The following is a 13,098-nucleotide window of genomic DNA, read 5'->3' as shown; positions in this document are numbered from 1 at the left end:
GCGATCTCCTCCGGTGGGGTGGGCGGGGTTCAGGCCGGCTTGAGGGCCTTGAAGGCGTCCAGGGTGCGGGCCCGGGCGGCCTTGTGGTCGACGATGGGGGGTGGATAGTCGAGGTCGCCGAGCGGGTCACGCGGCGGCGCATGACGGGCCCGGGCAGGCACTCCGGCCAGCTCGGGCAGCCACTCGGCGAGGAAGGCGCCGTCCGGGTCGAAGCGCTGCGACTGGGTGGTGGGGTTGAAGATGCGGAAGTAGGGGGCCGCATCGGTGCCGGTGGAGGCCGCCCACTGCCAGCCGCCGTTGTTGGCACAGAACTCGCCGTCGACCAGGTGGCGCAGGAAGAAGGCCTCGCCGCGGCGCCAGTCGATCAGCAGGTGCTTGGCGAGGAACATGGCGGTGATCATGCGCAGGCGGTTGTGCATCCAGCCGGTGGTCACCAGCTGGCGCATGGCCGCATCGACGATGGGATAGCCGGTACGCCCCGCGCACCAGGCGCGAAAGCCGGTGTCGTCGTCGCGCCAGGCGAGGGCCTCGGTGGGAGCCTGGAAGGCGCGGCGGCGACAGACCCGGGGAAAGCCGAAGGCGACGTGTCGGTAGAATTCCCGCCACACCAGTTCGTTGACCCAGGCCGTGAGCCCCGCATCGCCTTCGTCGAGGCTGCCGTCGTTCTCGGCCAGCACCGCCTGCAGGCACTGGCGATGGGAGATCATGCCGAGCGCCAGATAGGGTGAGAGCTCGCTGGTGCCGCGGATCGCCGGGACGTCGCGGCGGTGGGCATAGTGGCGGCCGCGAAAGCGCAGGAAGCGCTCGAGCCGGTCGGCGGCCGGCTGCTCGCCGGCGGGCCATGTCCGGCCGTCGACCGGGGTGTCATCGAGCTCGGGTAGCCCGGGCAGCGGGTCCGCGGCGATGGGCAGGCGCGCCTGGGGCGTGGGGGCGTCACTGAGCGCCAGCCGTTCGGGCGTGAGCCGGCGCTGCCAGGCCTTGGCGAAAGGGGTGAAGACCCCATAGTAGTCGCCCTTGCCGGTCAACAGCTCGCCGGGGGCAAAGGCGACGCTGTCGTGATGCCCCCGCGCCGCCAGCCGGGCGGACGCGAAGGCGCCGATCACCGCCTCGTCGCGGCGCACCTCGTCGAGGGGATACTCGTGGTTGAAGTGCAGTGCCTTGGCGCCGGTGTCCCGGGCGATGGCCAGCAGCGTCGCGGGGGCTTCGGCGAAGTCGTCGAGCTCGCGATGGAGCAGCGGGATGCCGAGACCCTCGAGCGAGGCCTTGAGTGCCGCCACGCCACGGGCCCAGAAGTCGAGCTTGTTGGCGCCGTGGCCATGGCGCTGCCAGTGGGGCAGGCAGCGCAGGAAGACCGCGATCACCGGCCCCTGGCGGGCCGCGGCGGCCAGGGCGCGGTTGTCGTGGATGCGCAGGTCGCTGCGGAACCAGATCAGCACGGGGGCGGGCATGGGTGGGCTCCGTCGGTCGTTCAGCGATCCCGGATCAGTGACCCCAGGCGGGCGATGGCCTGGGGCAGGTCGTCGCCCAGCACTTCGACCCGGCTCGGGTCCAGATCGCTGGCCCGTATCCGGGCCACCGGACCACACAGGGCCAGCGGGGCATCGAGCTGCTCGGCCAGGCGCGGTAGCTGGCGCCGTATCAGATCGGCACGTTCGGCCTTGCCGCTGGCCAGCAGCAGGGCCGAGGCATGGAAGCGCTCCATGGCCAGCGGCAGCTCGCTGAAGGGCAGCGGGGCATCGAACAGCTGCACCCGATAGCCGTCGTCGCTGGCGGTCAGCGCCGCCAGCAGCATCCACAGCGGGCCGGGATCTTCCGGCAACTGGCCGATCAGCACCAGCGGTCCGGTGGCGGTCTGGTTGGCATGATAGAGCCGGGTGCCGATACGGGTACGCAGGAAGGCCTCGAGGGTACGGCGCTGGAGCAGGGCGCCGAGCTGGTCGTCCCAGTGCTCTTCCCGCTCGCGAATCACCGGCTGCCAGAGTTCGGCGACGCAGGTCGTCACCGGATAGAGGGCCAGGCTCTGGTTGAACAGGATCTCCAGCCGAGGCAGGTCGAAGGCCTCCAGGGCCGCGACCAGCTGGTGACGCTGGCTCGGCCAGTCGCCGGCGGAGGGGGCCGGCGACTCGACCGGCTCGGGCTGTTCGAGCAGTTCCCGCACCTGGCTGACCGGCACGCCACGGTTGAGCCACTGCAGGATGCGTTCGATGCGGTCGATATCGTCGCGGGCATAGAGGCGATGGCCCTTGGGCGTGCGGCGGGGACGGATCAGGCCGTAACGGCGCTCCCAGGCCCGCAGGGTGACCGAATTGACGCCGGTCAGCCGGGAGACCTCCCGGATCGGATAGAGCGGCGTGTCGGCCGGGTGGGTCGCCTTGTCACTCATGGACGGCTGTGCCTCTTGCTGATCGCTTGCCCCGCCGGTGTCGAGGCGGCCGGAGTTCAGGGGCTGATTTTGTACAAGTCACTGTCAATGTACAACATGGGGCCGGGTATTCGCCTCGGCGTGTCAGCCGGACGCGGGCTCGCCGGCCTGCTCGGCGATCACGGCGGCCAGGGCCTCGACGAAGGCCGGATGCTCGCCCACCGGCGGCAGCAGCTGCAGCGCGATGCCGGGGTGGGCGTCGGCCAGGGCGGCGACCTGCCCGGGCACGTCCTTGCGCAGGTGGCGTCCCGCGGCGAAGAACAGCGGCAGGATCTCGGCCCGCTCGACACCGGCCGTTGCCAGCTCGGCCACGGTGGTCTCCAGGGAGGGTTCGCTGAGCTCCATGTAGGCGAGCCGCAGCGGGGTCTCCAGGCGTCGGGCCAGCGCCTCGGCCAGGCGCTCGAAGGGGGCCCGCCAGTGGGGGTCGCTGGAGCCGTGGGCGAGCAGGATCAGGGCGTAGGGCATGCCGAGCAATCTCCTATGGGTGAGGCGGCGTGGCGTGTCAGGCGTCAATCGCCACCAGGGTGCCGCCGAGATGGTGACCCGACAGCCAGGCGTCCTCGACCCTGGGGCCGCGCCAGCCATCGCCGCACAGGGCCAGGCCATCGCTGCCCAGGCGGTGGTCGCGGTTGACCGCCTCGCCGCGGGCGAAGACATCCGGCTGGGCGAAGCGCCAGCGGTGGGCACCGAGTGATCGGGGGCGAGGCATCTCGCTGCCGGCGGGCAACACGGCGGCGAAGGCGGCCAGCAGTTGCCGGGCCACCTCGTCGGTATCGGCCTCCAGTCGCGCCTGGCTCCAGTCGAGATGGGCCAGCAGGGTCAGGCTCTCGCCCTGGTCGGCCCGGCCGGGCTTGTGGTCGTTGCGGCTGACGAAGCGCAGCGGCCCCTGCCGGACCTGTACCGCTTGCCAGGCATCGTCGACCCCGGGCAGGCTGGGCAGCGGCGAGTCGAGCAGGGCCCAGGCGGCCCAGCAGGGGCGCTGTATCACCGCCTCACAGGCAGCGGCCAGGGCCGGGTCGTGGGGCTCGACCAGGGGCCCGGCCTGGGACGAGGGGACGGCGACCACCACCCGGTCGAAGGGGCCGTGGCGAGTCTCGCCCTGGTCGACCAGCCACCACTGCGCAGCCTGGCGCTCGAGCCGCACGATGCGGGTCTCGCCGATCAGGTCCAGGCCGTCGGCCAACTGGCGGGTGACGGCGCTCATGCGCGGGCTGCCGATGAAGCGCTCTCGGCCGTCGCGATGGCGCCGCCAGCCGCCTTCGTCCGCCTGCCAGAGGGCCTCGGGCCAGGGCGCCGCTCGGCCGGCCGCTCGCCAGGTCTCGACCTGGCGACGGAAGGCGTCGTCGCGCACGCTGAAGAACTGGGCGCCCAGGTCGACCACCGCACCGGGCAGGCGGCGACTGGACATGCGGCCACCGGGCCCTCGCGCCTTGTCGAAGAGCACGACCCGTCGGCCGGCGTCGTGCAGGGCCCTGGCACAGGCCAGGCCGGCGATACCGGCGCCGATGATCGCCGTGGTGTGTGGAAGGCTCGTGGGCATCGCAGGCTCGCGCAGAAGGGCTTTTCAGCTAGACTAGCAGAAGTGTACAACGACTGTATAACTCATCGGCGCCTAAGGAGGGATCCACGATGCGAGTGCTGATCACCGGGGGAAGCGGCTTCGTCGGGCAGCGATTGTGTCAGCGGCTCAAGGAGGCCGGGCATCGTCCGCTGGTGGTCTCCCGGGAGCCGAATCGGGTGCGTGACCGGCTGCCGAGTGGCACTGACATCCGCCGTTCGGTGCTGGACTTCGTCGACACGCCGCCCGCCGCCATCGTCAACCTGGCCGGGGAATCCATCGCCGCCCGGCGCTGGAGCGATGACCAGAAGAAGCGGCTCATCGACTCGCGGGTCAACGTCACCCGCGACCTGGTGATGCTCTGCGAGCAGCTCGCCTCGGCCGGCGGGCGTGCCCCGGCGGTGATGGTGTCGGCCTCGGCCATGGGTTACTACGGCGACCAGGGCGACCGGGAGGTGACCGAGGAGACCCCGCCCCATGACGAGTTCACCCATCGCCTGTGCAAGCGCTGGGAGGATATCGCCAGTGAGGCGGTGGACTTCGGCACCCGGGTGGCACTGTTGCGTACCGGCCTGGTGCTCGATCAGGGGGGAGGCGCCCTGCAGAAGATGCTGCCGCCCTTCAGGCTGGGGTTGGGGGGGCGGTTCGGCGACGGCAAGCAGTTCATGCCCTGGGTGCACCGGGAAGACCTGGTGCGCGCGATCCTCTTCCTGCTCGACAACGAGGAGCTCGAGGGACCCTTCAACGGCAGTGCCCCGCATCCGGTGACCAACGCCGAGTTCACCCGGGTGCTGGCAAAGCAGCTGGGCCGCCCGGCGCTCTTGCCGGTGCCCGCCATCGTGCTCGAGACCGCCTTCGGCGAGATGTCGCGGCTGCTGCTGACCGGCGCCGACATGCGCCCGAAGCGGCTGCTCGACGCCGGCTTCGAGTTCCGCTTCCCGACGCTGGAGGCAGCGCTGGCCGATATCCTGGGCTGATGTCCCCCGCCGGGAGAGGGGCGCCGGGGACAGGCCGAAGAGGAGGTCCGATTCCAGGGGTGAGGCGGAATCAGAAGAACATCCAGTGAATGTTCTTCCCGCCGAACGGGTTGGCCATGGATGGCCAACCCCGGCCCTGCAAGCGGAGCAGGATGTGAGAACGCCTCAGCGCGTCTCCTCGCCCACCGTGACGATGACCCGCACGGCGTCGAGGCGCAGGCGAGCCCCGTCGATGGCGGCGTCCAGGGCGCTGCGCTCATCGCGCAGGGCCTGGAGCTCGTCGTCGCGCACCGCCGGGTTGTGCAGGGCCAGCGCCTCCAGGCGGTTGAGCTCGCCGTCCAGCTCGGTGCGCATGCGCCGCTGGGCCGCCTCGACGATGGAGGAGAGCTCCCGCTCGGCCTCGCTCTCGCCGCGGTCGATCAGCTCGCGCAACTGGTCGTGGCGGCTGCGGATCAGGTCGCGGGCCATGGCCTTCTTGACCTTCTGCAGGTTCTTCGACAGCCCGGTGAAGGAGACCTTGTCGGTGAGGCTGGCGCCGGACTCGTCGAGCAGCACCCGCACCGCGGTGGGCGGCAGGAAGCGGTTGAGGTGCAGCCGCCTGGGGGCCGGGCAATGGGTGCGGAAGACCAGCTCGGCCATCAGCCGGCCGGCGGGAATCGACGGGTGCTTGAGCAGCGCCAGGGCCGTGTTGCCCATGGTGCCGTCGAGGATGCGGCCCATCATCTCGCGCAGCAGCGGGTGCTCCCAGGAGAGGTGCTGGACGTCGTCGCGGGCCAGGGCGCGTCGCCGGGAGAAGGTGGCCGAGAAACCCTCCTCACCCTTCACCAGCCCCGGCAGGCCGTCGAGCATCTGCGGGCTCGGCTGCAGGTGGAGAAGGCCGCCGCCGAGTTCCTGGCTGTCGACGCCGAAGATGTCCAGCGCCTGGTCCAGGTAGCGCGGCAGGGCGCGGTCCTCGTCGAGCTCACGGATCGCCGTGGCCACCGTCTCGGCACGCTCATGGCGGCAGGCGTTGAGCTCCAGCAGGCGGTTGCGCCCGGCATCGCGCTCGGCCAGGCGGCTCTCGAACAGCGCCCGGGTCTCCTCGATCACCTCGGCGAGGCTCTCGTCGTCGAGCAGGGCGTCGGCCAGGGCATCGCCGAAGGCGGTGAAGATCTCGCTGCCGACCCCGTGGGGGCTGCTGAAGGCGTCCATGCCGTCGCGATACCAGCGCAGCAGCTTCTCGCCGGGGCTGCCCTCGAACACCGGCACGTGGAGCTCGATGGCATGCCGCTGGCCGATGCGGTCGAGTCGCCCGATGCGCTGCTCGAGCTGGTCCGGGTGTAGCGGCAGGTCGAACATCACCAGGTGGCGACAGAACTGGAAGTTGCGCCCCTCGGAGCCGATCTCCGAGCAGACCAGCACCTGGCAGCCCTCCTCCTCGTCGGCGAAGGCGGCGGCGGCGCGATCGCGCTCCACCAGCGAGAGGCCCTCGTGGAATACCGGGGCATGGTAGCCGCCCAGCACGCGCAGCCCCTCGGCGAGCCCCTGGGCGGTCTCGCGGTCGTGGGCGATCACCAGCACCTTGTCGTCGGCGAAGCCGCCGGCAGCGGTGTCGGCGAGCCGCTCGAGCAGCCAGGTGACGCGGGGGTCGAATTGCCACCAGGGCTCGGTATTGAGCGGGTCGTCGGCGAGCGCGCGGTACATGGTGTCCAGGTAGACGAGCACCTCGGGGTGGTCGAGGCCGGTCTCGATCAGCAACTCGTCCAGGTAGTCCTCGTCGCGTTCCAGGCGGCGCAGGACCCGGCGGTAGGACGACGGCAGCGCGAGGCGGGCGACATGCAGTCGGCGCTCGGGGAAGCCCCCCACGTGGCGGCGGCTGTTGCGGAACATCACCCGCCCGGTGCCGTGGCGGTCGAGCAACTGATCGCGCAGCTGGTCACGGGCGGCGCTACGCTGGGCCGCGCCGGCCTCGCCGTTGGCCAGGGTCTCGAGCAGCGCCAGGCTGTCGGGTTCGTCGATCACCGCGGCGACCCGCTCGCGATCACCGGCCCCGCCGGGCAGGCGCTCGATGGCGTCGATCGCCTCGGCCACCTCCACGTAGTGCGCCTCCTCCTCGCGGAAGCGCTCGACGCTGTGGTAGCGGTCCGGGTCGAGCAGCCGCAGCCGGGCGAAGTGGCTTTCCAGCCCCATCTGCTCCGGGGTGGCGGTGAGCAGCAGCAGGCCCGGCACCGCCGCCGCCAGCCGCTCCACGCAGGCGTAGCCCGGATCCACCAGCTCGTCGGACCATTCGAGGTGATGGGCCTCGTCGACGATCAGCAGGTCCCAGTCGCAGGCCTCGGCCTGGGCCTGGCGGCGAGGGTTGGCGAACAGCCAGTCCTGGCTGGCCAGCACCAACTGGCCGGCCTCGAAGGGGTTGGCCTCGCCGTGGGCCTGGCTCTGCTGTTCGTCGAGCAGGGTCACCTCGAGGGCGAAGCGGCGCAGCAACTCCACCAGCCACTGGTGGGTGAGGCTCGCCGGCACCAGGATCAGCGCCCGCTCGGCGCGGCCGGTGAGCAGCAGCCGGTGCAGGATCAGGCCCGCCTCGATGGTCTTGCCCAGGCCCACCTCGTCGGCGAGCAGCACCCGTGGGGCGTGGCGGCGGGCCACCTCGTCGGCGATGTAGAGCTGGTGGGGGATCAGGTCGATGCGCGGCCCGGCCAGGCCCAGCGCCGGGTTCTGCTCGATGCGGTGGAAGTGGTGCAGGGTGCGAAAGCGCAGGTCGAACCAGTCGTTGCGGTCGACCTGGCCGGTGAGCAGGCGGTCGCGGGCCTGGTCGAACTGCATGGTGTCGGCCAACTGGGCCTCGGGCAGTTCGCGCAGCTCGCCCCGGTCATCCTCGCCGATGTAGACGATCAGGCCGTCGACCTCCTTGCTGTCGTCGACGGTCAGGCTCCAGCCCTCGGCGGCCTGGATGCGATCGCCGCTGCCGAACGCCACCCGGGTGAGCGGGGCCTGGCGACTGCTGTAGGTGCGAGTTTCCTGGCTGGCGCCGAAGAGCACGGTGACGCTGCGGAAGTCGCAGCCGAGAATGGTGCCCAGGCCGAGTTCGGCTTCGCCGTCGCTGATCCAGCGCTGGCCGGGTGAATAGTCGCTCATGATGCCTCGGAGGATGCTGAAAACGGTGCGCTCGTTCGCCGCCATCGCCGGGATGGTGGCAACAGGGCGCGGTATCTTACAGCAAAGGCCGGCGCGGCTTAAGTGTGACGGGTGGGGTCAGTGCTTCCGCAGCCAGCCGTCGAGCTGGGCACGACTGAGCTCCCCCACGTGGCGCTCTACGGCGCGCCCCTCGGCGTCGAACAGCATGGTGGTGGGCAGCCCGGGAGACTCCGTCAGTACCATCAGCTCCTGGTGCGGGTCGAGCAGCGGGTAGCGGAACGCCAGGTCCTGTTCGTCGAGATAGCGAACCACCTGCAGCAGGTCCTCGCCCTGGTTGGCCACCACGACCGTCACGCCGTCGCGGGCATCGGCCTCGGCGAGCAACGGCATCTCGCGCAGGCAGGGGGGGCACCAGGTGGCCCAGAGGTTGACCACCACCAGCTCGCCGCGCAGCGAGCGCAGCTCGACCGGCTCGCCCTCGAGGTCCTCCAGGGCGATGTCGGGCAGTTCGCGCAGCGGCATGTCGTCGCCCAGCGGGGCCAGGGTCACCAGTACCAGCCACAGGCTCGAGCTGCCCACCACCAGGGCCATGGCGCCTATCAGGCGCATCAGGTGGGCGCGCAGGGCCCAGCCGGTCCAGATCAGTGCCGCCACCATGCCCCACAGGCCATGAAAGCCCGGCTGCCAGAGCTTGACGATGTCCAGCGGCGCGGTGACATAGGCGTCCAGGTGCAGGGCCACATGGCCGAGGCGGGCGCCGACCAGCCAGGCCAGCACCAGACCATTGAACCAGCGGGCGTGCTCGCGGCGCGGCAGGCCGAGCAGCCAGGCGCTGGCCAGCAGCAGGAGCAGGGCGGCGGCGAAGGCATAGAGACGGGGTACCGAGATCAGCACGGGGCCCAGGGCGATGGCATCCATGGCGGGGGCGAGGCTCCAGGAGAGAGGGTCGGCGTCGGCGAACAGCCGCGTTACAATGACGAGTTCGACGGCTAGCCTACTGCCAGCGTGCGAGGCTGTCACTCATACTCGTGCGGGAGCATCCATGGCCAAGCCTGCCTTCGACACCCTGCGCGCCCTGGCCATTGCCAGCCAGGCGCTGGGGTTCATTCTCATCATCACCCTCGAGACCCTGATGGGCGATGCCGCCCGACCCTGGCAGGGGGTGACCCTGGCGGCAATGGTGACGGCCGCGCTGTGGATCGCTCTGGTGCGGCTGTATCGGCGCAACCGGTCGCGCAAGGCCCTGGCGCGACGACTGGCGGACGACGACGATGATGCCGCCTGAGTGCCGCCGGCGACGTGGCCGGCTGCCCTGCTGGTTGGTCGTGCTCTCGCTGCTGGCCGGCTGTGCGGCGCCGCCGGTGGTTCGCGAGCACGGCGTGGCGCTGCGGCCCGGCGAGATCGAGGCCACGGCCCTGGGGCGCTGGGCCGGCGAGGCGTCGCGGTCGAACGGCAGTGACAGCGGCTTCGCGCTGCTGGCGAACGGCGAGGAGGCCTTTGCGGTACGGGCCCGCCTGGTCGAGGAAGCCGAGCGACGCGTGGATGTCCAGACCTACCTGATGGACGATGGGCAGACCACCCGGGTCCTGCTGCGTCGCCTGCTCGATGCCGCCGAACGGGGCGTCGCGGTGCGTCTGCTGCTCGATGATGTCGGTGCCATCGGGCAGGCCAGGCGCCTCACCGCCCTGGACAGCCACCCCAATGTCCAGGTGCGGGTCTTCAACCCGGTCGCCATCGGTCGCGACCACCTGGTGACCTGGGTGCTGGCCGCGGCACCCGCGGTCAGGCGCACCCATCGGCGCATGCACAACAAGCTATGGATCGCCGACAATGCGGTGGCGATCACCGGTGGGCGCAACTTGGGCGACGAGTACTACAATGCCGATGAATCGCGTAACTTTACCGACCTCGACCTGCTGGCGGTGGGCCCGGTGGTCGACCCGCTCTCGCTGAGCTTCGACCTCTACTGGAATCACGGCCTGGCCCAGCCGATCGGGCGCTATCATGCGATCCCGGCGGGTGCCTGGCAGGTGCTGCGTGATGAACTCGGTGGCTGGCTGGACGAGCAGCGTGAATCCCCCTATGTCACCGCGCTGCGTGACCGTCGGGGGGTGTCGGCACGCGATGCCCTGGCGGAGGCGCTCCACTGGGGGCAGGGCGAGGCTGTGTGGGATCCGCCCGGCAAGCTCCGGGTGCCTGGCCGGCCGCCCCTCGAGGCGACACTGGCCGGGGCGCTGGAAGATCGGCTGTCCGAGCTCGAGTCGCGCTTCGTGATCATCTCCGCCTATTTCGTGCCCACCGAGATCGGTACCCGCCTGCTGGCCGGACTGGTCGAGTCCGGGGTGCGCGTGGAGGTGATCACCAATTCGCTGGAAGCCGGCGACCTGCCGGAGGTCCACGGCGCCTACATGCCGCGTCGCCGCGCGCTACTCGAGAGTGGCGTGCGACTGTTCGAGTTGCGTGCCCAGCACCACCGTGGAGATGAGGCCGCCATCGGCATTTCCGGCTCCTTCTCGTCGGCCCTGCACATCAAGGCGCTGAGCTTCGACGATGAGCGGCTGTTCGTCGGCTCCTTCAATGTCGACCCGCGCTCGCTGTGGTGGAATACCGAGGTGGGGGTGCTGGTCGAGAGTACCAGCCTCAATGACGAGTTCCTGGCGCTGGCCGATATCGGCATGAGCCCGGCACTCAGCTATGAGGTCATGCTGGACGACGCCGGAGGGCTCTTCTGGCTGGCGGAAGTCGATGAGGAACTGGTGCGACTCGAGCGCGAGCCGGGCAGCCATTGGCGCCACTTCCGCGCCTGGCTGAGCCGGATGTTGCGGCTCGAGCCCTGGCTGTAAGCGTGGTTGCTCGACGTGCTGCGGACCGGGCAACGCAAAACCGCCACCCGGCATGATCCGTAAGTGGCGGTTTTTGCTATGTTCTTTGGTCGGAGTAGCAGGATTCGAACCTACGACCTCTGCCTCCCGAAGGCAGCGCTCTACCAAGCTGAGCTATACTCCGATCTTGCGTCGCGGGGCGTTGCCTCGCCGACGGAAGCGCATTATACGCAAACGCCGTCGCCGTGCAAGCCCCCGGGCGGGTATCCCGTTGTCAGGCCTGGCGATCCACCGCCACGCGGGCGAGCTCGGCCATGCTGTCGCGGTAGTCGCTGGCCGGCAGCCGCTCGAGTTGCTCCAGGGCCTTGGCAGCCATCTCCTCGGCCCGGGCGCGAGTGTAGTCCAGGGCGCCGGTCTCGCGAACGATGGCCAGTACCTCGTCGAGGTGATCGAGCCCTCCCTCGCGGATCGCCTGGCGAATCAGGCGGGCCTGGTCGGGGGTGCCGGCGGCCATGGCCTGGATCAGCGGCAGGGTCGGCTTGCCCTCGGCCAGGTCGTCGCCGACGTTCTTGCCCATGGCCTCGGCATCGCCCTGGTAGTCGAGCAGGTCGTCGATCAACTGGAAGGCCAGCCCCAGGTAACGGCCGTAGTACTGCAGGGCGGCCTCCTGCTCGGGGGTGGCCCCGGCGAGGATGGCGCCGCTGTGGGAGGCCGCCTCGAACAGCATGGCGGTCTTGCCCTGGATGGTCTCGAAGTAGGCGGCCTCGTCGGTATCCGGGTTGCCCACGTTGGTGAGCTGCTGCACCTCGCCTTCGGCGATGGTGCAGGTGGCCGCCGACAGCACGTCCATGATCGGCATCGACCCCAGCCCGACCATCATCTGGAAGGAGCGGGAGTAGAGGAAGTCGCCGACCAGCACCGAGGGAGCATTGCCCCAGGCGTCGTTGGCGGTGGCCTTGCCGCGGCGCATATGCGACTCGTCGACCACGTCGTCGTGCAGCAGGGTCGAGGTGTGCATGAATTCGATCAGGGTGGCGAGCGTCACGTGCTTGTCACCCTGGTAGCCCAGCGCACGGGCGGCCAGCAGCACCAGCAGTGGGCGCAGGCGCTTGCCGCCGCTCTGGATGATGTACTGGCCGATGGTCTCGACCAGCGGGATCCGCGAGGCGAGCTGAGCGACGATGGTGCGGTCGACGGCGGCGAAGTCCTCGGCGACCACGGCATGGATGGGCGAGGGGGCGGAAGCGTTGGTCGGCGGCGAGGCGTTGGCAGGCATGTGGGCGTTATCGACAGTAAGGAGGGGCCTTGGGTTGCCGGCCATGCTATGGGGCCCCCATGGGGGCGTCAAGGCGAAGCGGTCGGGGGGCGAGGAGAAGGGGGCGGCGGGTTGTATGGCGTCGCGGGCATGGTTATAATGCGCGGCCCACTCATCACGCTCCCTGTCAGATGGCTGCCGGAAGGGGCGCCACTCGAAGCAGGCCGATGAAGAGCCAACCCAGGATGAGTTCCGGAGAGAGAAGCATGTACGCAGTTATCAAGAGCGGTGGCAAGCAGTACCGCGTTCAGGAAGGCCAGACTCTCAAGCTCGAGAAGCTGGAAGTGCCGACCGGCGAAGCCGTCGAGTTCGACGAAGTGCTGCTGGTGGCCGATGGCGACGACGTCAAGGTCGGCGCGCCGCTGGTCGACGGTGCCAAGGTGGCCGCCGAGGTCGTCTCCCACGGCCGTGGTGACAAGGTGACCATCATCAAGTTCCGCCGCCGCAAGCACCACATGAAGCGTCAGGGCCACCGTCAGTGGTTCACTGAAGTCAAGATCACCGGGATCTCCGCGTAAGCGGTCCACTCCCCTGAACGGAGGTTTATTCCATGGCACATAAGAAGGCAGCCGGCTCCACACGTAACGGCCGCGATTCCGAATCCAAGCGCCTTGGCGTCAAGCTCTATGGTGGCCAGGCGGTAACCGCCGGCAACATCATCGTGCGTCAGCGCGGCACCAAGTTCCACGCCGGCACCGGCGTCGGCCTCGGCCGCGATCACACCCTGTTCGCCCTGAACGACGGCGTGATCAAGTTCGAGACCAAGGGTCCGAAGAACCGCAAGTTCGTCAGCGTCGTCTCTGCCTGAGAACGCGCGGATTTGCAGCAGGAAGGCCCCGCTCAGGCGGGGCCTTCTTGTACTTATATCATGGCGGTTGGGGTGGCTGGTT

12 protein-coding genes and 1 tRNA gene are annotated in these 13,098 nt (G+C 69.9%); 5 read left to right on the top strand and 8 right to left on the bottom strand.

Annotated features, from left to right (window positions below; translation table 11 throughout):
* Positions 1-29: 29 nt before the first annotated feature.
* The 4 genes from phrB to C1H66_RS04520 all read right to left on the bottom strand — a co-directional run bounded on the left by phrB (position 30) and on the right by C1H66_RS04520 (position 3,962).
* Positions 30-1,448 (bottom strand): deoxyribodipyrimidine photo-lyase, encoded by a 1,419-nt coding sequence (phrB, locus tag C1H66_RS04535; protein WP_102626725.1) that lies wholly within the window; start codon positions 1,446-1,448, stop codon positions 30-32.
* A gap of 20 nt (positions 1,449-1,468) precedes the next feature.
* Positions 1,469-2,383 (bottom strand): MerR family transcriptional regulator, encoded by a 915-nt coding sequence (locus C1H66_RS04530; protein WP_102626724.1) that lies wholly within the window; start codon positions 2,381-2,383, stop codon positions 1,469-1,471.
* A gap of 123 nt (positions 2,384-2,506) precedes the next feature.
* Positions 2,507-2,887: a sirohydrochlorin chelatase gene (locus tag C1H66_RS04525; protein ID WP_102626723.1), complete on the bottom strand. Its 381-nt coding sequence runs from the start codon at positions 2,885-2,887 to the stop codon at positions 2,507-2,509.
* Between the two features lie 37 nt (positions 2,888-2,924).
* Positions 2,925-3,962, bottom strand: a complete 1,038-nt coding sequence (locus C1H66_RS04520; protein ID WP_102626722.1) for an NAD(P)/FAD-dependent oxidoreductase — start codon at positions 3,960-3,962, stop codon at positions 2,925-2,927.
* Between the two features lie 89 nt (positions 3,963-4,051).
* Between C1H66_RS04520 and C1H66_RS04515 the strand changes: the two genes are divergently transcribed.
* Positions 4,052-4,957: a TIGR01777 family oxidoreductase gene (locus C1H66_RS04515; RefSeq protein WP_102626721.1), complete on the top strand. Its 906-nt coding sequence runs from the start codon at positions 4,052-4,054 to the stop codon at positions 4,955-4,957.
* Positions 4,958-5,122: 165 nt separating this feature from the next.
* Here C1H66_RS04515 and rapA read toward each other — a convergent pair whose 3' ends face one another.
* Together rapA and C1H66_RS04505 are read right to left on the bottom strand one after the other, a co-directional pair.
* On the bottom strand, positions 5,123-8,071 hold the full coding sequence (rapA, locus tag C1H66_RS04510) for an RNA polymerase-associated protein RapA (protein ID WP_102626775.1): 2,949 nt from the start codon (positions 8,069-8,071) through the stop codon (positions 5,123-5,125).
* A gap of 117 nt (positions 8,072-8,188) precedes the next feature.
* Positions 8,189-8,989, bottom strand: coding sequence for a TlpA disulfide reductase family protein (locus C1H66_RS04505; protein WP_102626720.1), 801 nt, complete (start codon positions 8,987-8,989; stop codon positions 8,189-8,191).
* Positions 8,990-9,113: 124 nt separating this feature from the next.
* Here C1H66_RS04505 and C1H66_RS04500 point away from each other — a divergent pair, with 124 nt between their 5' ends.
* Positions 9,114-9,356 (top strand): hypothetical protein, encoded by a 243-nt coding sequence (locus C1H66_RS04500; protein WP_102626719.1) that lies wholly within the window; start codon positions 9,114-9,116, stop codon positions 9,354-9,356.
* Entirely contained in the window at positions 9,343-10,914 is a 1,572-nt protein-coding gene (locus C1H66_RS04495; RefSeq protein WP_240618212.1) for a phospholipase D family protein, read from the top strand. The genes C1H66_RS04500 and C1H66_RS04495 overlap by 14 nt, the downstream gene beginning before the upstream one ends.
* Before the next feature lie 86 nt (positions 10,915-11,000).
* Here C1H66_RS04495 and C1H66_RS04490 read toward each other — a convergent pair.
* Positions 11,001-11,077 (bottom strand) — tRNA-Pro (locus C1H66_RS04490).
* A gap of 90 nt (positions 11,078-11,167) precedes the next feature.
* Positions 11,168-12,169, bottom strand: coding sequence for an octaprenyl diphosphate synthase (gene ispB, locus C1H66_RS04485; RefSeq protein WP_102626717.1), 1,002 nt, complete (start codon positions 12,167-12,169; stop codon positions 11,168-11,170).
* Positions 12,170-12,414: 245 nt separating this feature from the next.
* Between ispB and rplU the strand changes: the two genes are divergently transcribed.
* A complete protein-coding gene (gene rplU, locus C1H66_RS04480) occupies positions 12,415-12,726 on the top strand; it encodes a 50S ribosomal protein L21 (RefSeq protein WP_102626716.1) in 312 nt (103 codons plus the stop codon).
* Between the two features lie 32 nt (positions 12,727-12,758).
* Positions 12,759-13,016, top strand: a complete 258-nt coding sequence (rpmA, locus tag C1H66_RS04475; protein WP_102626715.1) for a 50S ribosomal protein L27 — start codon at positions 12,759-12,761, stop codon at positions 13,014-13,016.
* Positions 13,017-13,098: the final 82 nt, after the last annotated feature.

Source organism: Halomonas heilongjiangensis, assembly GCF_002879645.1.
Taxonomy (GTDB): domain Bacteria; phylum Pseudomonadota; class Gammaproteobacteria; order Pseudomonadales; family Halomonadaceae; genus Halomonas; species Halomonas heilongjiangensis.
This window is presented reverse-complemented; position numbering and strand designations above follow the sequence as displayed.